The 18235-nt window shown below is 54.3% G+C and carries 16 protein-coding genes and 1 pseudogene; 14 read left to right on the top strand and 3 right to left on the bottom strand.

Features of this window, described 5'->3' with window-relative positions; translation table 11 throughout:
* Positions 1-25 precede the first annotated feature (25 nt).
* The 7 genes from FZF21_RS11720 (at position 26) to FZF21_RS11690 (ending at position 7958) form a co-directional block, all read left to right on the top strand.
* Positions 26-1078 carry a zinc-binding alcohol dehydrogenase gene (locus FZF21_RS11720; protein ID WP_015570403.1) on the top strand — a complete coding sequence of 351 codons (1053 nt, stop codon included), beginning with the start codon at positions 26-28 and terminating at the stop codon, positions 1076-1078.
* Positions 1079-1095: 17 nt separating this feature from the next.
* A complete protein-coding gene (locus FZF21_RS11715; protein WP_063945896.1) occupies positions 1096-1884 on the top strand; it encodes a sugar phosphate isomerase/epimerase family protein in 789 nt (262 codons plus the stop codon).
* 11 nt (positions 1885-1895) lie between these two features.
* Positions 1896-2954: a Gfo/Idh/MocA family oxidoreductase gene (locus FZF21_RS11710; protein WP_026080594.1), complete on the top strand. Its 1059-nt coding sequence runs from the start codon at positions 1896-1898 to the stop codon at positions 2952-2954.
* Positions 2948-5227, top strand: coding sequence for a glycoside hydrolase family 65 protein (locus tag FZF21_RS11705; protein ID WP_063945895.1), 2280 nt, complete (start codon positions 2948-2950; stop codon positions 5225-5227). The genes FZF21_RS11710 and FZF21_RS11705 overlap by 7 nt, the downstream gene beginning before the upstream one ends.
* Positions 5217-5882, top strand: a complete 666-nt coding sequence (pgmB, locus tag FZF21_RS11700) for a beta-phosphoglucomutase (RefSeq protein WP_062932957.1) — start codon at positions 5217-5219, stop codon at positions 5880-5882. The genes FZF21_RS11705 and pgmB overlap by 11 nt, the downstream gene beginning before the upstream one ends.
* Positions 5883-5895: 13 nt before the next feature.
* Entirely contained in the window at positions 5896-6978 is a 1083-nt protein-coding gene (locus FZF21_RS11695) for an ABC transporter ATP-binding protein (RefSeq protein WP_047738653.1), read from the top strand.
* A 65-nt stretch (positions 6979-7043) separates the two neighbouring features.
* Complete coding sequence (locus FZF21_RS11690) at positions 7044-7958, top strand: OmpG family monomeric porin (protein WP_063945894.1); 915 nt, start codon at positions 7044-7046, stop codon at positions 7956-7958.
* Between the two features lie 33 nt (positions 7959-7991).
* Here FZF21_RS11690 and FZF21_RS11685 read toward each other — a convergent pair whose 3' ends face one another.
* The gene (locus FZF21_RS11685) at positions 7992-9002 is read right to left on the bottom strand and encodes a LacI family DNA-binding transcriptional regulator (RefSeq protein ID WP_017693340.1); all 1011 of its coding nucleotides are present in this window, start codon (positions 9000-9002) and stop codon (positions 7992-7994) included.
* 155 nt (positions 9003-9157) lie between these two features.
* Here FZF21_RS11685 and FZF21_RS11680 point away from each other — a divergent pair, with 155 nt between their 5' ends.
* The 3 genes from FZF21_RS11680 to tyrR all read left to right on the top strand — a co-directional run bounded on the left by FZF21_RS11680 (position 9158) and on the right by tyrR (position 13257).
* Complete coding sequence (locus FZF21_RS11680) at positions 9158-10555, top strand: YcjX family protein (protein ID WP_047738648.1); 1398 nt, start codon at positions 9158-9160, stop codon at positions 10553-10555.
* Positions 10552-11604 carry a YcjF family protein gene (locus FZF21_RS11675; protein WP_047738645.1) on the top strand — a complete coding sequence of 351 codons (1053 nt, stop codon included), beginning with the start codon at positions 10552-10554 and terminating at the stop codon, positions 11602-11604. Before FZF21_RS11680 ends, FZF21_RS11675 begins: the two co-directional genes overlap by 4 nt.
* A 111-nt stretch (positions 11605-11715) precedes the next feature.
* The gene (gene tyrR / locus FZF21_RS11670) at positions 11716-13257 is read left to right on the top strand and encodes a transcriptional regulator TyrR (protein WP_003856887.1); all 1542 of its coding nucleotides are present in this window, start codon (positions 11716-11718) and stop codon (positions 13255-13257) included.
* Between the two features lie 34 nt (positions 13258-13291).
* Here the strand turns inward: tyrR and tpx are convergent, their stop codons facing one another.
* On the bottom strand, positions 13292-13798 hold the full coding sequence (gene tpx, locus FZF21_RS11665; protein WP_015570410.1) for a thiol peroxidase: 507 nt from the start codon (positions 13796-13798) through the stop codon (positions 13292-13294).
* A 106-nt stretch (positions 13799-13904) separates the two neighbouring features.
* Between tpx and ycjG the strand changes: the two genes are divergently transcribed.
* Positions 13905-14870: an L-Ala-D/L-Glu epimerase gene (gene ycjG / locus FZF21_RS11660; protein ID WP_032619607.1), complete on the top strand. Its 966-nt coding sequence runs from the start codon at positions 13905-13907 to the stop codon at positions 14868-14870.
* Here the strand turns inward: ycjG and mpaA are convergent.
* Positions 14867-15574 carry a murein tripeptide amidase MpaA gene (gene mpaA / locus FZF21_RS11655; RefSeq protein WP_039270648.1) on the bottom strand — a complete coding sequence of 236 codons (708 nt, stop codon included), beginning with the start codon at positions 15572-15574 and terminating at the stop codon, positions 14867-14869. The two genes, ycjG and mpaA, sit on opposite strands and share 4 nt — an antisense overlap.
* A gap of 183 nt (positions 15575-15757) precedes the next feature.
* On the opposite strand from mpaA, the gene FZF21_RS11650 reads away from it, so the two are divergent.
* From FZF21_RS11650 to FZF21_RS11640, 3 genes and pseudogenes are all read left to right on the top strand, one after another.
* Positions 15758-17374 carry a peptide ABC transporter substrate-binding protein gene (locus tag FZF21_RS11650; RefSeq protein ID WP_047738642.1) on the top strand — a complete coding sequence of 539 codons (1617 nt, stop codon included), beginning with the start codon at positions 15758-15760 and terminating at the stop codon, positions 17372-17374.
* A 200-nt stretch (positions 17375-17574) separates the two neighbouring features.
* Positions 17575-17718, top strand: a pseudogene (locus FZF21_RS22315) (VasL domain-containing protein); the annotation flags it as partial.
* A 28-nt stretch (positions 17719-17746) separates the two neighbouring features.
* Positions 17747-18235 (top strand): hypothetical protein, encoded by a 489-nt coding sequence (locus FZF21_RS11640; RefSeq protein ID WP_047738639.1) that lies wholly within the window; start codon positions 17747-17749, stop codon positions 18233-18235.

Raw genomic sequence — 18235 nt, 5'->3', positions numbered from 1 at the left:
GGCCGATTTTAACAAGGAGTCAGTCATGAAAAAATTAGTTGCGACAGCGCCTCGTGTAGCGGCGCTGGTGGAATACGAAGATCGTCCTGTTGCAGCACACGAGGTGAAGATTCGTGCCCGTTATGGCGCCCCGAAACACGGTACTGAAGTCGTGGATTTCCGCGCGGCAAGCCCGTTCATCGATGAAGAGTTCAACGCGGAGTGGCAGATGTTTACCCCGCGTGAAGAAGGTGCAGCGCGCGGCATCGAATTTGGTAAATTCCAGCTGGGGAACATGATCGTCGGCGACATCATCGAATGTGGTGCGGACGTGACGGAATACCAGATCGGCGACAGCGTCTGCTGCTACGGCCCGTTGCAGGAAACGGTCATTGTTAACGCGGTGAACAACTATAAGCTGCGCAAAATGCCGCAGGGCGCATCCTGGAAAAACGCCGTTTGCTACGATCCGGCGCAGTTCGCCATGAGCGGCGTGCGTGATGCTAACGTCCGCGTAGGGGATTTCGTCGTGGTTGTGGGGTTGGGCGCGATTGGTCAGATTGCGATTCAGCTGGCGAAAAAAGCCGGCGCGTCAGTGGTTATTGGTGTCGATCCTATCGAACATCGCTGTGAGATCGCCCGCCGTCACGGTGCAGACCACTGCCTGAACCCAATCGGTACCGATGTCGGTCTGGAAATTAAGAAACTGACCGGCAAGCAGGGCGCGGATGTAATCATCGAAACCAGCGGATTTGCAGATGCGCTGCAATCTGCGCTGCGCGGTCTCGCCTACGGCGGAACGATCTCCTACGTGGCCTTCGCCAAACCGTTTGCGGCGGGCTTCAACCTCGGTCGCGAGGCACACTTCAACAACGCCAAAATTGTCTTCTCCCGCGCATGCAGTGAACCCAACCCGGATTATCCGCGCTGGAGCCGCAAGCGTATTGAAGAGACCTGCTGGGAATTGCTGATGAACGGTTATCTCAATTGTGAAGATCTGATCGACCCGGTCGTCACCTTCACCACCAGCCCGGAAAGCTATATGAAGTATGTCGATCAGCACCCGGAACTCAGTATCAAAATGGGCGTCACTTTTTAAGCTAAGGACAGCAAATCATGAAAATCGCAACACAAAACCAGGCCTTTTTCCCGACAGCTATCATGGAAAAATTCGAATACATCAAAGCGATGGGATTTGATGGCTACGAAATTGATGGCCGGCTGCTGGTGGAAAACCTCGACGAAGTAAAAGCGGCTATCAAAGCCACCGGCCTGCCGGTCACGACGGCCTGTGGCGGATACGATGGCTGGATCGGGGATTTTATCGAAGAACGCCGCCTGAACGGTCTACAGCAGATTGAACGCATTCTTGAAGCGCTGGCAGAAGTGGGCGGCAAGGGGATTATTGTTCCGGCTGCGTGGGGGATGTTTACCTTCCGTCTGCCGCCAATGACTTCGCCACGTAGCCTGGACGGCGATCGCAAAGCGGTCAGCGCTTCCCTGCGCTGGCTGGATGCGGTGGCAGCGCGCACCGGTACTACCGTCTACCTGGAGCCGCTGAACCGCTATCAGGATCATATGATCAACACCCTGGCCGACGCGCGTCGTTATATCGAAGAGAACGGCCTGAAGCACGTGCAGATCATCGGTGATATCTACCACATGAATATTGAAGAAGACTCCCTGACGGAAGCGCTGCATCACAACCGCGACCTGCTGGGTCATGTGCACATTGCTGATAACCACCGCTATCAGCCGGGCAGCGGCAGCCTCGATTTCGCCAGCCTGTTCGATCAGCTGCGTGCCGATAACTATCAGGGTTATGTCGTGTACGAGTGCCGGGTGTGTGCCGACGATCCGGCTCAGGCCTATAAGGACTCTCTCACTTACTTGCGTGAATGCTAAGGATGACGAGCGTGATGAGTGCTTCTACACCTTTGCCTCTGCGCGTCGCCATCATTGGCGCCGGGCAGGTTGCAGACAAAGTGCATGCCTCGTATTACGCCACGCGCAGTGATGTTCAAATGGTGGCTGTCATGGACAGCCGCCTTGAGCAGGCACAGGCGTTTGCGGAACGTTATGCTATTCCATCGGCATGGCAGGACGCTCACGAGATGTTGCAGGAAGTAAAACCGGATGTGGTGAGCGTCTGTTCGCCTAACCGGTTCCATTTTGAACATGTGATGGCGGCTCTCGAAGCAGGCTGTCATGTGATGTGTGAAAAGCCGCCGGCGATGACGCCGCACCAGGCGGATGAGATGCGTCTCGCGGCGCGCAAGGCCGGAAAAGTCCTCGCGTACGATTTTCACCATCGCTTTGCCCTGGATACCCAGCTCCTGCGCGATGCGGTTATGAACGGAACGCTCGGTGAAATTTACTTCACCTCCGCGCAGGCGCTGCGTCGTTGCGGTGTGCCGGGGTGGGGCGTGTTCACCAATAAATCGCTTCAGGGCGGCGGGCCGCTGATCGATATCGGCATTCATATGCTGGATGCCGCGATGTATGTGCTGGGCTTCCCGGCCGTGAAGCGGGTAACCGCGCACAGCTTCCAGAGACTGGGGAACCGGAAACACACCGGCCAGTTTGGCGAATGGGATCCTGCGCAGTTTACCGTGGAAGATGCCCTGTTTGGCACGATTGAGTTCTGCAACGGTGGCATTCTGCGTCTGGACACCTCTTTTGCGCTTAATATCTGCGAGCAGTCGATCATGAACGTCTCTTTCTGCGGTGAGAAGGCGGGTGCAACGCTGTTCCCGGCACACATTTATAACGACGAAGCCGGTGTTTTGCAGACGCTGACCCAGCGTGAAGAAGCTGACGATCGGAGACATCTGCGCAGTATGGACGCGTTTGTTCGCCACGTAATGGGCGAGCCGGTCATGATTGCCGATGCGGAGCAGGGGCTGGTGATCCAGCAATTAGTCGCGGCGTTATATGAAGCCGCGGAAACAGGGGAAAGCGTGACGTTATGCTGAACCAGTCTGTATTAACCGATCCGGGCTTTTGCCCGCATAGCCTGAATAAGTACGCGTCCATTATGGCCTGCGGCAATGGCTACATGGGCATGCGCGCCACGCATGAAGAAGATTACACCCAGCAGACCAGAGGCATGTACCTCGCGGGGCTGTATCATCGCGCGGGACGCAACGAAACCACTGAGCTGATCAATCTGCCGGATGTCACCGGGATTGAAGTTGAGCTGGACGGCATCAATTTCACGCTCCTTTCAGGCGAAATTCTTGAGTGGCAACGCGAGCTGGCCTTTGCTAACGGCGAACTGCATCGTAATGTTGTCTGGCGTTCGCCGGACGGAAAACGCTATCGCCTCGAGAGCCGTCGTTTTGTTTCGCTGGACCAGTTGCCCTTAGTGGCAATGCAGCTCTCGATCACACCGCTTGACGGCGCCGCTCAGGCCGTGCTGAAAACCGGCATAGATGCGACACAAACGAACAGCGGCAGGCAGCATCTGGATGAAATCTCGGTAAGGGTCTTTGACCAGCACTACATGCAGGGTGTGTATGAAACGCAGGACCGGGCGTCTGAAGTTGTTGTTTCGGCGTTTTGTCAGCTCTCTGCTAAGAGCGATAGCTGTTTCACTGCCAAAAATCGTCGCCTCAGCGTTCATCATTCTCTGACTATCTCGCAAGGTGACACTGTCACGCTTGAAAAAATCGTCTGGCTGACGCATCGCTGCGATAAATCGCTCTCGCAGGAGTCTTTCGCCCGCAACGCGCTGGCCGATCTCAAAGTCTGCGCGGCAAGAGGCTACGATACGTTGCTTGAGAGCTCAGCGTACGCCTGGGAAGCGGTCTGGCGTGATGCTCGGGTGGAAGTGACTTGTGCAGAACAGCAGGATCAGCTGGCGCTGGATTACGCCGTCTGGCATCTGACGACAATGACGCCTGCTCATGATGAGCGAAGCAGTATTGCGGCTAAAGGGCTGACGGGTGAGGGGTATAAGGGACACGTCTTCTGGGATACCGAAATTTTCCTGCTGCCGTTCCATCTGTTTACCCGTCCACAGATTGCCCGCAGTCTGCTGCGCTATCGCTGGCTCAATCTTTCGGGCGCGCGTGAAAAAGCACGCCGTAACGGTTGGCCGGGCGCGTTGTTCCCGTGGGAAAGTGCCGCCAGCGGACAGGAAGAGACGCCAGAATTTGCGGCCATTAACATCCGCACCGGGGTTCGCCAGAAGGTCGCCTCCGCACTCGCTGAACACCACATCGTGGCTGATATTGCCTGGGCCGTTGTCGCTTACTGGCAGGCAACACACGACGATGCCTTTATGCGCAATGAGGGCCTGACGCTGCTGATGGAAACCGCTTCGTTCTGGATGGGACGCGCGGCGGAAATTAATGGTCGTCTTGAGATCCATGACGTAATCGGACCGGATGAATACACCGAGCATGTCAACAACAACGCCTACACCAACTATCTGGCCTGGCACAACGTTGCCTGCGCGCGTCAGTTTATGGCGATGTTTGGGCGTGAAGATGCGCGTTTTACGGAGAATGCCGGGAAGTTCCTGGCTCGCCTGTGGCTGCCAGAGGCCGATGCAGACGGTGTGATCCCGCAGGACGATACCTTCATGGCGAAACCTGCCATCGATCTGAGCCGCTATAAAGCCAAAGCGGGTAAGCAAACCATTCTGCTTGATTACTCTCGCGCGGAAGTGAACGAGATGCAGATCCTGAAGCAGGCCGACGTGGTGATGCTTAACTACCTGCTGCCGGAACGGTTTACGCCGCAGCAATGTGCCGCCAATCTGGCGTTCTACGAGCCACGCACGATCCATGATTCATCCCTGAGTAAAGCCATTCACGGCATTGTGCTCGCACGCTGCGGTGACACTGACGGGGCGTATGCCTTCTGGCGCGATGGTATCGCCATTGACCTGGGAGACGACCCGCACAGCAGTGATGATGGTATTCATGCCGCCGCCACCGGTGCGATCTGGTTGGGCGCCATTCAGGGATTTGCTGGCCTGCACATTAGCGAAGGGGAGCTGCATCTTGCGCCGAAGCTGCCTGCTCACTGGCAGAAACTCGCCTTCCCGCTGCGGTGGCGGGACGCAACGATGCACATTACCTGTGAAGATGACCAGTTAACCATTGAAACCACCGCACCTGTCACGTTGACGCTGTGGGGTAAAACGCTGCATGTATCAGGGCGAAAGGTCTGCGCGCGTAAGGACTTTCTTGCATCTGTTAATGGGACCGCTACCACGGAGGGGCGCCATGACGCTTAACGCTGTTGTATTCGATCTGGACGGGGTGATCACCGATACCGCGCATCTTCACTTTCTGGCCTGGCGCGCCGTGGCGGAGGAAATTGGTATCACCTTCGATGAAGTATTTAACGAACAGCTGAAGGGAATAAGCCGTATGGACTCCCTCCAGCGCATTCTGAAACATGGCGGGAAAGAGGGGATGTTCAGTGACGAGCAGCGCCTGGCGCTGGCGACGAAAAAAAACGCGCTTTACGTCCAGTCGCTGGCATCACTGACGCAGGACTCGCTGCTCCCGGGTATTCGCGAGGTGCTGGCGGATATTCGCGCCGCGAAGGTCAAAATTGGCCTGGCATCCGTATCGCTTAATGCTCCTGGGATTTTGCACGCGTTGGGTATTCATCAGGCTTTCGATTTTTGCGCCGATGCGTCGCGCATTTGCCGCTCAAAGCCGGACCCGGAAATCTTCCTTGCGGCCTGTAAAGGACTGAACGTGCGTCCTGAAGAGGCCATTGGTATCGAAGATGCCGCCGCAGGGGTAGATGCGATCAACGCCGCAGGCATGCTGTCGGTCGGGATTGGGCCTGGCCTGAACCATGCGGGATTACAACTTCATTCAACGCAGGAACTGACCTGGGAACGCCTGACGGCGTTCTGGGCATCCCGGGCGTATTGATAAGGAATTAATAATGGCTCAACTGTCTCTGAAACACATTCAGAAAATCTATGATAACCAGGTCCACGTGGTGAAGGATTTCAACCTCGAAATTGAAGACAAAGAATTTATTGTCTTCGTCGGTCCATCGGGCTGTGGGAAATCCACGACGCTGCGAATGATTGCCGGCCTTGAGGAGATCAGCGCGGGTGAACTGATTATTGACGGGGTTTGCATGAATGATGTTCCCGCCAAGTCCCGTGATATCGCGATGGTCTTCCAGAACTATGCGCTCTATCCGCATATGACGGTCTACGACAACATGGCGTTTGGCCTGAAAATGCAAAAAATTGCGCCCTCCGTCATTGAAGAACGCGTTACCTGGGCGGCACAGATCCTGGGCTTGCGCGACTATCTCCAGCGTAAACCTGGCGCGTTGTCCGGCGGTCAGCGCCAGCGCGTGGCGTTAGGCAGGGCGATAGTGCGCGAAGCGGGGGTCTTCCTGATGGATGAGCCTTTATCCAACCTCGATGCCAAACTTCGCGTGCAGATGCGCGCTGAAATCAGCAAGTTGCACCAGAAGCTTAATACCACCATGATTTACGTGACGCACGATCAGACGGAAGCCATGACGATGGCGACACGCATCGTGATTTTAAAGGACGGCATCATTCAGCAGGTGGGCGCGCCGAAGCAGGTATACAACGAGCCGGCGAATATGTTCGTTGCAGGGTTTATTGGCTCACCGGCGATGAACTTCATTCGTGGCGCGATCGACGGCCGCTACTTTGTGACCGAAACGCTGCATCTGGAGATCCCGGAGGACAAGCTGGCCGTGCTTAATGCGCAAGGTTACCAGCGTAAAGCGGTTGTCTTTGGGATCCGTCCGGAAGACATTCTCACCGTACAGCGAAGCGGTGAAAACATCACGGCGAAGATCAGCGTTGCTGAGCTGACCGGGGCTGAATTTATGCTTTATGCCTCCGTGGGTGGGCATGAACTGGTTGTCCGTGCGGGAGCGGCGGATGATTACGTTGCCGGAGAGAATATCGGCATCCAGTTCGATATGAATAAGTGCCATTTCTTCGATGCTGATACTGAAACAGCTATTAGATAAGAAAGGTATTCGCCGGAAATGAAAGTTTCCGGTTTTTTGTGTGTTAATTATAAAGGAATATTTTAATGAGTACTCTACTAAGAAGTGCTGCGCTCGTCCTGTGCGCAGGGGTGAGCTGCGCGCAAGCAACAGAATCAGCCAAACAGTGGGAATTTAATATTGGCGCCATGTATGAAATTGAAAACGTCGAAGGTCAGGCCGACGATAAAGATGGATTATATGAACCCTCCGTGTGGTTTAATGCCACATGGGATGCCTGGACCATTTCGATGGCTATGTATCAGGAAGGGCCGGTCGATTACAGTAGCATGACGCGCGGCACCTATTTCGATCGTCCTGAAGTAGAATTACGCTATCGTTTTATCGGCACCGATGATTTTACGTTCGGCCTGACCGGTGGCTTCCGTAATTATGGCTATCACTTTAAGGATGAGCATGGTGCTAAAGACGGTAGTGCTAATATGCAGCGCTATAAAGTTCAGCCTGACTGGGATATTAAACTAACCGACGACTGGCGTTTTGGCGGCTGGTTTGCCATGTATCAGTTTGCCAACGATCTGGAAAAAACCGGCTATTCTGACAGCCGCGTCGAGACCGAAACCGGTTTTACCTGGACAATTAACGAAACGGTCTCGGCAAAAGTTAATTACTATTTAGAGCGCGGTTTTAATATGGACGGTTCACGTAATAACGGTGAATTCTCCACTCAGGAAATTCGCGCCTATCTGCCGATTTCATTGGGTCAGACGACGCTAACGCCTTATACCCGTCTGGGACTCGATCGCTGGTCAAACTGGGACTGGCAAGACGATCCTGAGCGTGAAGGACATGATTTCAACCGTTTGGGTATGCTGTACGCCTATGATTTTAACAATGGTTTATCCATGACGCTGGAATATGCCTACGAATGGGAAAACCATGACGAAGGGGAAAGTGACCGCTTCCACTATGCCGGTATCGGCGTGAATTACGCGTTTTGATAACACTTCACCAGGGGCGTTTGCCCCTGGTTTTTAGCGTAATGAAGCCGCATCTGAAAAATGCGTTTCAACCAATATCTTATGCGGGGCAGGTTTACCCGCTATGCACCTGAACAACACATCGCAGCTCTCTTCGCCCAGCTTTCTGGTGGGGATATCAAAGCCGCCAGGCGCAGGGGTTAAAATGAGAGATAGCATTGGGTCGCTGTATCCTGCCATTGCGACCTGTTCGGGGATCGTCAGGTTTAGCGCATCCGCGGCACGATAAAGACTCAGCAATTTCATGCTGTCCGTCGCAAAAACCGCATCGGGCGGGTTGTCTGAAGAGAGTAGCTGACAGGCCGCCTGAAGCGCGCTTTCATGGGTATATCCGCCATCAATAACCCAGTCCGGGTTAACTGCAATACCCTGCTTCTCAAGACTCGATTTATAGCCCGCCAGGCGATCGATAGAAACGTGATAATCGAGCGGGGCATGCAGGCAGGCAATTTTAGTGCGACCATGTTTGATAAATGAGTCGGTTAATATGGCGCTGTCGCGGAAATTATCCGTGTCGACAGAATAGATATTCTGGTAATTACCTTCCACTTTACCAATAACGACCACGGGCACGCCATATTCGTCCAGCGTCGCGAAAAAAGACTCGTTCGCCGGCGAGCTTAGCATGATGATCCCCTTGATCATCTTCTGCTTTATTTTACCCACGCATTTTTGCAGATCATCTTCGCTGCTTTTGGACGTTTGTAAAATAACATCAAAACCCTCTTCTTCTGCTTTTGCCGTAATGGCATGCAGTACATCAGAGAAAAACGGATTGCCTGCGGTGGTTTTGGTTGAACGGGTCGAAATAACCATAATGGCGTCGAAGCCAGAAGAGGTGAGTGCGCGGGCAAGTTTATTCGGTTGATAATTTAATTCTTCTATCGCCTTCAACACCTTTTCGCGCGCTTCAGGAGAAATATTCGTTTGTTTATTCAGAACGCGCGACACGGTTGATTTCGAAACGCCAGCAACGCGGGCAATATCATAGATGGTGGGTGACATACACCTTACTCACTCCAGACGGACAGCAATTGCGCCCATCTTACTGGAGAGAAAACGGCAATAGCAATAATTAAGAATTGATAATCAACGATCTGCCCCAATTTACTGTATTCTGAAGTGACTTTTTTCAGGGTTCCAGGCAATGAAGGACGGCGATGAAGCGACTTAAAAACGAATTCAATTCTCTGGTGAACCGTGGCGTTGATCGCCATCTGCGTCTTGCCGTGACGGGGCTGAGCCGCAGCGGTAAGACAGCATTCATTACGGCGATGGTCAATCAGCTGTTGAACCTGCATGCAGGGGCGCGCCTGCCACTGCTTAGCGCAGTGCGCGAGGAGCGGTTGCTTGGGGTGAAACGCGTACCGCAACGTGATTTTGGCATACCCCGTTTCACCTATGATGAAGGTCTGGCGCAGTTATACGGGGAGCCTCCCGCCTGGCCCACCCCGACGCGTGGCGTGAGCGAAATCCGTCTTGCGCTTCGTTTCCGCTCGAATGAATCCCTGATGCGTCACTTCAAAGAAACGTCCACGCTCTATCTCGAAATTGTGGATTACCCGGGAGAATGGCTGCTCGATTTACCGATGCTGGCGCAGGATTACCTGAGCTGGTCCCGACAGATGACCGGTCTGTTGCAGGGGCAGCGGGCAGAGTGGTCGACCAAATGGCGCCAGCTTTGCGAAGGACTGGATCCGCTGGCACCGGCGGATGAAAACCGTCTGGCCGTCATAGCCGAAGCCTGGACGGATTACCTGCATCAGTGCAAGCAGGAGGGGTTGCATTTTATTCAGCCGGGCCGCTTTGTTCTGCCGGGTGATTTAGCCGGTGCTCCCGCGCTACAGTTTTTCCCGTGGCCGGACGTTGACAGCATCGGTGAATCGAAACTGGCGCAGGCGGACAAGACCACCAACACCGGTATGCTCCGCGAGCGATACAATTATTACTGTGAAAAGGTGGTTAAGGGCTTTTATAAAAATCACTTTTTACGCTTTGACCGCCAGATCGTACTGGTGGACTGCCTGCAACCGCTCAACAGCGGGCCGCAGGCGTTCAATGATATGCGGCTGGCGCTGACGCAGCTGATGCAAAGCTTTCATTATGGCCAGCGTACGCTGTTTCGCCGTTTGTTCTCGCCGGTCATCGACAAGCTGCTGTTTGCCGCCACAAAAGCTGACCATGTGACGGTCGATCAGCACGCCAACATGGTATCCCTGCTGCAACAGCTGGTGCAGGATGCCTGGCAGAATGCGGCCTTCGAAGGGATCAGCATGGATTGTCTGGGGCTAGCGTCCGTACAGGCTACGCAGAGTGGGTTGATTGACCTGAATGGCGAGAAAATTCCGGCCCTGCGGGGCAACCGTCTCAGCGACGGTGCGCCGCTCACGGTCTATCCGGGGGAAGTTCCGGCGCGTCTGCCGGGCCAGGCTTTCTGGCAAAGCCAGGGTTTTCAGTTCGAAGCCTTCCGTCCGCAGAGTATGAACGTTGACCAGCCATTGCCGCATATCCGTCTGGATGCCGCGCTGGAGTTTTTAATTGGAGATAAATTGCGATGACGGAACCGTTAAAACCACGCATTGATTTTACCGGCCAGCTTGAGCAGTCCCCGCATGAGGCGTTTAAAACGGCGCAAACCTTCAGCGGCCCGCAGGCCGACAACTTTGCTCCCGTGCTGGCAGACGAGCCGTTGGCTGAAGAGGGGCAAGCGGAAGCGGTGGTTGATGCGGCACTGCGCCCGAAACGCAGCCTGTGGCGCAAGATGGTGACCGCCGGGTTAGCCCTTTTTGGTGCGAGCGTAATCGGCCAGGGCGTGCAGTGGGGCGTCAATGCCTGGCAAACGCAGGACTGGGTGGCGCTGGGGGGATGCGCCGCCGGGGCGTTGATTGTTGGTGCGGGCGTTGGCTCAGTCGTCACCGAGTGGCGTCGCCTCTGGCGTTTGCGTCAGCGTGCCCACGAACGCGATGAAGCGCGGGATCTGCTGCACAGTCACGGCACAGGAAAAGGGCGTGCTTTTTGTGAAAAGCTTGCGGCTCAGGCCGGGATTGATCACTCTCACCCGGCGCTTCAGCGCTGGTATGCGGCGATCCACGAAACCCAGAATGACCAGGAAGTGGTCACGCTCTATGCCCACATTGTTCAGCCGGTGCTGGATGCGCAGGCTCGTCGTGAGATCAGCCGCTCGGCGGCGGAATCTACCCTGATGATCGCCGTCAGTCCGCTGGCGATGGTGGACATGGCCTTTATCGCCTGGCGCAACCTGCGTCTGATCAACCGCATCGCCAGACTGTATGGCATCGAGCTTGGCTATTACAGCCGGCTGCGCCTGTTCAAACTGGTATTGCTGAATATCGCCTTCGCCGGGGCAAGCGAACTGGTACGGGAGGTCGGGATGGACTGGATGTCGCAGGATCTTGCGGCCCGTCTCTCTGCCCGGGCGGCGCAGGGGATTGGTGCCGGTCTGCTGACGGCACGCCTGGGCATCAAAGCGATGGAGGTTTGTCGTCCACTCCCCTGGATCGATGGCGATAAGCCGCGGCTGGGGGATTTCCGTCGCGAATTGATTGGCCAGCTTAAAGAGACGCTCAATAAAAAACCTGCTCAGTGAGGTTTTGTTTACTAATCGTGCGGGCTGTCAATATTTGTTGACAGCCACCTTCCCGAATACCGTGATCTGACATATCATTTTACTGTTATTGGCTTAAACGGTGAATTTCCCATGCGTCTGGAAGTCTTTTGTGAGGACCGTCTCGGTCTGACCCGCGAGTTACTCGATCTTCTTGTTTTACGTAGCATTGATTTACGTGGCATAGAGATCGACCCTGTCGGGCGAATTTACCTCAATTTTGCCGAAATTGAATTTAATACCTTCAGTAGCCTGATGGCGGAAATCCGCCGTATCGCTGGCGTTACGGATGTACGCACCATCCCCTGGATGCCGTCCGAGCGGGAACATCTTGCGCTGAGCGCGCTGCTGGAAGCAATGCCGGAGCCGTTTCTCTCTCTCGATCTGAAAAATAAAGTCGAGCGCGTTAACCAGGCCAGCTGCCAGCTGTTTGCGCAGACTCAGGAAAAACTTATCGGGCACCACGCCACGCAACTGATTACCGGTTTTAATTTCCAGCGCTGGCTGGACAGCAACCCGCAAAATACCCATAGCGAGCATGTCGTTATCAACGGACAGAATTTCCTGATGGAGATCACGCCGGTCTACCTGAAAGGGGAAAATGCCGCGCGGGTGCTCACCGGCGCGGTAATCATGCTGCGCTCCACGGTGCGCATGGGACGCCAGTTACAGAATCTTTCCAGCCAGGACGTCGGCGCATTCAGCCAGATTATTGCGGTGAGCCCGAAGATGCGTCATGTAATCGACCAGGCGCGCAAGCTGGCAAATCTTACGGCGCCGCTGCTGATTACCGGGGATACTGGTACGGGGAAAGATCTGCTGGCGCATGCTGTGCACATGGCCAGCCCGCGTGCGGCAAAACCTTATCTGGCGCTGAACTGCGCGTCTATTCCTGAAGATGCGGTGGAAAGTGAACTGTTCGGGCATGCGCCGGAAGGCAAAAAAGGCTTCTTTGAACAGGCGAACGGCGGCTCGGTGCTGCTGGACGAGATTGGCGAAATGTCGCCACGCATGCAGGCGAAACTGCTGCGTTTTCTCAATGACGGCACGTTCCGCCGTGTGGGGGAAGATCATGAAGTGCACGTGGACGTGCGCGTCATCTGCGCCACCCAGAAAAATCTGGTGGAGCTGGTGCAGAAAGGGGTATTCCGCGAAGATCTCTACTATCGTCTCAACGTTCTGACGCTCAATATTCCGCCGCTGCGCGATTGCCCGCAGGACATCATGCCGTTGACAGAACTGTTCGTGGCCCGTTTTGCCGACGAGCAGGGCGTGCCGCGTCCGAAGCTCTCTGCCGACCTGGGCACCGTGCTGACGCGTTACGGCTGGCCGGGCAATATTCGTCAGCTTAAAAATGCGGTCTATCGCGCATTAACTCAGCTTGAAGGGTATGAACTGCGTCCTCAGGATATTCTGTTGCCGGATTACGATGCCGGGACGGTCTCGGTAGGCGAAGAGGCAATGGAAGGCTCGCTGGATGACATCACCAGCCGTTTCGAGCGTTCGGTGTTAACGCAGCTTTATCGCAGCTATCCGAGCACGCGCAAGCTGGCTAAACGTCTTGGGGTGTCTCATACCGCGATTGCGAATAAGCTGCGCGAGTATGGGTTAAATCAGAAGAAGGGTGACGAATAAATAAAAAAGCCTCTTCGCAGAGGCTTTTTTACGTTTAGGCTTTAAGCGCCTCAAGTGCAGCGGTGTAATCCGGTTCGGTAGTGATTTCGTTAACCAGCTCACTGAAAACAACGTTGTCGTTTTCGTCGATCACCAGCACCGCACGAGCAGCCAGACCTTTCAGCGCGCCTTCGGAAATGGCAACACCGTATTTTTCCAGGAAATCCGGGCTGCGCAGAGTGGAAAGGGTGATGACGTTGCTCAGGCCTTCAGCGCCGCAGAAGCGTGACTGGGCAAACGGCAGGTCAGCAGAAATGCACAGCACTACGGTGTTGTTCATTTCGGTCGCCAGCTGGTTGAATTTACGCACTGATGCAGCGCAAACGCCAGTATCGATGCTTGGGAAAATGTTCAGGACTTTACGTTTGCCAGCAAACTGGCTCAGCGTGACGTCAGACAGATCTTTAGCCACCAGAGTAAAAGGCTGTGCTTTGCTGCCAGACTGTGGGATGGAACCTGCAACAGCAACCGGGTTGCCCTGGAAATGAACGAGTTGTGACATAGATATCTTCCTGTTTACAAATAGTTAACGTCGTGGCTAGTGTATGTCATCCGCAGTTAGCACGGCAAACCAATTTTCTGCCTTTCCGGCCTGCAAGGAGTCAGTGATGAGAAGCGTTAAGGTCTATGAAGAAGCCTGGCCATTGCACACCCCGTTTGTGATCTCGCGTGGCAGCCGTAATGAGGCCTGTGTGGTCGTGGTTGAATGTGAAGAGGACGGCGTAAAAGGCGTCGGGGAATGTACCCCTTATCCTCGCTACGGAGAAAGCCTGGCGTCAGTCATGGCGCAAATTATGACGGTGGTGCCCGAGTTGCAGGCGGGTCTGACGCGCGAGGCTCTTCAGCTTCGGTTGCCGGCCGGCGCGGCACGCAACGCGATTGACTGCGCACTCTGGAGTCTGGAAGCGGCGAAACAACAAAAACCGCTGCCTGCGCTGCTGGACGTTACGCTGCCGCAATCGATCGTCACCGCGCAAACGGTGGTCATCGGTGAACCAGAGCAAATGGCCGCCAGCGCTCAGGCGTTGTATGCCACCGGTGCAACATTATTAAAGGTGAAGCTCGACGATCGTCTGATTAGCGAACGCATGGTCGCCATTCGTGCGGCGGTGCCTGATGCCACTCTTATCGTCGATGCGAACGAATCATGGCATAGCGAAGGGCTGGCAGCCCGTTGTCAGCTGCTTGCCGATCTGGGCGTTGCCATGCTGGAGCAACCCCTCCCGGCAGAAGACGATGCCGCCCTGGCGAATTTTATTCATCCGCTTCCCGTCTGTGCAGATGAAAGCTGTCATACCCGTGAGAGCCTGTCAGCTCTCGAGGGACGCTACGAAATGGTGAACATTAAGCTGGATAAAACAGGTGGATTAACCGAGGCCCTGGCACTGGCACAAGATGCGCAGGCGCAAGGCTTTGCTCTGATGCTGGGCTGCATGTTGTGCACGTCCAGAGCGATCGGCGCTGCGCTCCCGCTGGTGAACAGCGTGCGTTTTGCCGATCTTGACGGCCCAACCTGGCTGGCGGTTGACGTATCACCCGCCCTGAATTTTACCTCCGGTGTACTTCATCTTTAAGGCTGCCAGCGCAGGAGATCTGTCATCGCCCTCAGGTATTTTTCGCTCGCTTCATCCGAGGAGATGGGCGGAAACTCTGCGGTGATACAGTGAAGGCTGAGGTCTGCGCACCAGCTGCCAAACGACCCGGGTGTTTCATAGCCAACGCTGCTCACCAGAGGTAGAGCAAACGCATCCGCCAGCCACTGCCCGAGCGCCGTATTACGAGGATCTTCAATACAGGCGAGGGGATCGTGGAAAGAGACAACCCAGGCCGGGTGGATCTTATGAATAAGCTGGCACAATGCCTGAGTCTCCGGTTCGGAACCGGGTTTGTCTCCCGTGAGCAGGACAACATCTCGCTCCTGCGCCGAACTGTTCCAGCGATACACCGTTTCACCGGCGCGCCAGTTTGCCGCCGGGAAGTTCCTGTTCAGGTCAACGCCGCGTGCATTCGCCCGTAATCCAAGCTGACAACCGTCCGGATTGACGGTCAAAATCACATGATGACGTCGTAAATCGGGGGCCAGCGTACGTAGCGCGCACGAGAGCGTCACGACAGACGAGTTTTCATCGCCATGCGTGCCCGCAATGATTAAGCCGCTATTGCGATCGGCCTCGGGTGCCGGAAACCAGATCAGCGGCGCGCCTAAAAACGAGCGTCCATAATGTTCAGTCCCGGGCGGGAAGGCGCCGCGTTCCGTTCTTGGTCGGGTAGTTGCCATAGTAAACCCTGATCATAAAGTCACTTCTGGCAGTGTTGTGCAAAAGCCGCGCTTAATCAAATAGTTTCCGTGTGTGTGGAAAATTGCCTGACATCAACTTTCCGGAGGAAGCATTTGCATTTCTCCGTTTCGAAACAAATAATTACGCATCTGCCTGTTACCTGACATCATTAAGGGGATCGTATGAAGCATCCTGTTTCGCTTCTTTGTACTGCGCTGTGGCTGTGCGGGCTTTCTTCACTTTCATATGCCGCGGAGGTTCCCGAAGGAACGGTTCTGGCGCAAAAGCAGGAGCTGGTTCGACATATTAAAGATGAGCCCGCTTCGCTCGATCCGGCAAAAGCGGTGGGGTTGCCCGAGATACAGGTGATCCGCGACCTCTATGAAGGGCTGGTAAATCAGAACGAAAAAGGGGAGTTAGTTCCCGGCGTGGCGACGCGCTGGCAGAGCAATGACAACCGCGTCTGGACGTTCACGTTGCGGGATAACGCTAAGTGGTCTGACGGAACCCCGGTGACGGCACAAGATTTTGTCTATAGCTGGCGTCGTCTGGTTGATCCTAAAACAACGTCACCTTTCGCCTGGTTTGCGGCGCTGGCGGGCATTAACAATGCCCAGGCCATTATCGACGGCAAAGCTGCTCCGGATACCCTCGGCGTGACGGCGGTGGATGCTAAAACGTTGCGCGTGCAGCTGGACAAACCGCTGCCCTGGTTCAGCAATCTGACGGCTAACTTCGCGTTTTATCCTGTTCAAAAGGCCAATGTGGAAAGCGGTAAGGAATGGACGCGCCCTGGCGCGCTCATTGGCAACGGTGCGTATGTGCTGAAAGATCGCGTGGTGAATGAAAAACTGGTGGTTGAGCCAAATTCTCGTTACTGGGATAACGGCAGGACGGTGCTTAAAAAAGTCACCTTTGTGCCAATCAACCAGGAGTCCTCAGCGACCAAACGCTATCTGGCGGGCGATATCGATATTACAGAATCGTTTCCGAAAAACATGTACCAGAAGCTGCTTAAAGATATTCCGGGTCAGGTATATACACCGCCACAGCTTGGGACCTATTACTACGCGTTTAACACGCAAAAAGGCCCAACCGCGGATGCCCGCGTACGTCTCGCGCTCAGCATGACTATCGACAGACGTATTATGGCGGAGAAAGTCCTGGGGACCGGTGAGAAACCGGCCTGGCATTTTACTCCCGATGTCACTGCGGGTTTTACGCCGGAAGCCTCGCCATTTGAGCAGATGACGCAGCAGGAGCTGAATGCGCAGGCGAAAACGTTGTTGCAGGCGGCAGGCTATGGCCCTCAGCGGCCGCTAAAATTAACGCTGCTGTACAACACGTCTGAAAACCATCAGAAAATTGCGATTGCCGTCGCATCCATGTGGAAGAAAAATCTGGGTGTTGACGTTAAGTTGCAGAATCAGGAGTGGAAAACCTACATCGACAGCCGCAATACCGGGAATTTTGACGTCATCCGTGCATCGTGGGTAGGGGACTACAATGAGCCGTCGACATTCCTGTCGCTGCTGACCTCCTCCCACAGCGGGAATATCTCACGATTCAACGATCCTGCTTACGATAAGATTATTCATCAGGCGACGCTCGAAACCACTGAAAAAGCGCGTAATGCCGACTACAACATGGCCGAGAAGATCCTCACCGAGAAAGCACCGATTGCCCCTATTTATCAATACACCAATGGCCGTCTCATCAAGCCCTGGGTTAAAGGTTATCCGATAAATAACCCAGAGGATGTTGCATATAGCCGAACAATGTATATTGAAAAGCACTAAAAAAGAGGTCAGGGCGCTACGTGATTAAGGTAAACACCCATTAACCGCATAAGCGCCCGCTCTAAGGGTTGATAGTTTTACAGCCTGGTTATTACCGAATATCCCCTTCATATCAGCCCATCACTTATTGTCATGATGAATATCTTCAGAGAGATTTTTTCTCCCGTTTATCGAAAAATGCGTAGTCATTTATTCGCCATACCGTTCCGCTTGAGGAGCAGCTTCGTCTGCTTTCCATTTTACCTGCCGGGCAACCCCTGTCAGCAGCGCAGCTAAACCAGACCGAACAGCATCTTCAGCAGTTGATTGCCAGCTATGCCCTGCTGAAGCACCAAAAAGAATAATGAGACTGGCGAAAAACACGGAGTTGACATGTCAGCAAGAGAGCGTTTTTTTAAGAAAGTGCAACAGAATATCGGGGACAAACCAATCTATGTTAATACGGCTGAGGCCGAAGTCAGGACGTTTTGTGAGCGGATGGAGGATCTTGCGCAGCAAATCATTACATGGTTTGAAGGTTCTGGTATTGAAATAATTTTATCTAAAAAACATATCACCGATTTAAGTACGGTTGGCTACAGCCTCAGTAGCGGTATATGTCGTTATGCTATTACGACGATCATTTTGCAAAATGGGGATCGCAGCGTCACCATTATGCCAGAACAGGTGATCAGGGGGCCGGAGAAGGGGTGTGTGACGATGAGTATTAATGTCCCCGATAGTCTGTCGGGGGCGAGGATATTCCATTTAAGCATGGCGCCTGATACAGGCTGGTATATTCGTCTCGGGCATCAAAGTGCAAAAGAGAATATTCTCATGAATGAGGACTGCTTTTTCCAGACTATCGACTATCTGGCCTGA

It is taken from the genome of Enterobacter sp. LU1 (genome assembly GCF_008271405.2).
Classification (GTDB): domain Bacteria; phylum Pseudomonadota; class Gammaproteobacteria; order Enterobacterales; family Enterobacteriaceae; genus Enterobacter; species Enterobacter hormaechei_C.
The sequence above is the reverse complement of the archived record's forward strand: the minus strand, read 5'-3'. Positions and strand labels throughout refer to the sequence as shown.

Coding starts and splice junctions, on each gene's coding strand:
- FZF21_RS11715 (WP_063945896.1), top strand. CDS start 1,096: ATGAAAATCGCAACACAAAACCAGGCCTTTTTCCCGACAGCTATCATG.
- mpaA (WP_039270648.1), bottom strand. CDS start 15,574: ATGGCAACTACCCGACCAAGAACGGAACGCGGCGCCTTCCCGCCCGGG.
- FZF21_RS11705 (WP_063945895.1), top strand. CDS start 2,948: ATGCTGAACCAGTCTGTATTAACCGATCCGGGCTTTTGCCCGCATAGC.
- tpx (WP_015570410.1), bottom strand. CDS start 13,798: ATGTCACAACTCGTTCATTTCCAGGGCAACCCGGTTGCTGTTGCAGGT.
- FZF21_RS11680 (WP_047738648.1), top strand. CDS start 9,158: ATGAAGCGACTTAAAAACGAATTCAATTCTCTGGTGAACCGTGGCGTT.
- FZF21_RS11640 (WP_047738639.1), top strand. CDS start 17,747: ATGTCAGCAAGAGAGCGTTTTTTTAAGAAAGTGCAACAGAATATCGGG.
- pgmB (WP_062932957.1), top strand. CDS start 5,217: ATGACGCTTAACGCTGTTGTATTCGATCTGGACGGGGTGATCACCGAT.
- FZF21_RS11685 (WP_017693340.1), bottom strand. CDS start 9,002: ATGTCACCCACCATCTATGATATTGCCCGCGTTGCTGGCGTTTCGAAA.
- FZF21_RS11675 (WP_047738645.1), top strand. CDS start 10,552: ATGACGGAACCGTTAAAACCACGCATTGATTTTACCGGCCAGCTTGAG.
- FZF21_RS11650 (WP_047738642.1), top strand. CDS start 15,758: ATGAAGCATCCTGTTTCGCTTCTTTGTACTGCGCTGTGGCTGTGCGGG.
- ycjG (WP_032619607.1), top strand. CDS start 13,905: ATGAGAAGCGTTAAGGTCTATGAAGAAGCCTGGCCATTGCACACCCCG.
- FZF21_RS11720 (WP_015570403.1), top strand. CDS start 26: ATGAAAAAATTAGTTGCGACAGCGCCTCGTGTAGCGGCGCTGGTGGAA.
- tyrR (WP_003856887.1), top strand. CDS start 11,716: ATGCGTCTGGAAGTCTTTTGTGAGGACCGTCTCGGTCTGACCCGCGAG.
- FZF21_RS11695 (WP_047738653.1), top strand. CDS start 5,896: ATGGCTCAACTGTCTCTGAAACACATTCAGAAAATCTATGATAACCAG.
- FZF21_RS11690 (WP_063945894.1), top strand. CDS start 7,044: ATGAGTACTCTACTAAGAAGTGCTGCGCTCGTCCTGTGCGCAGGGGTG.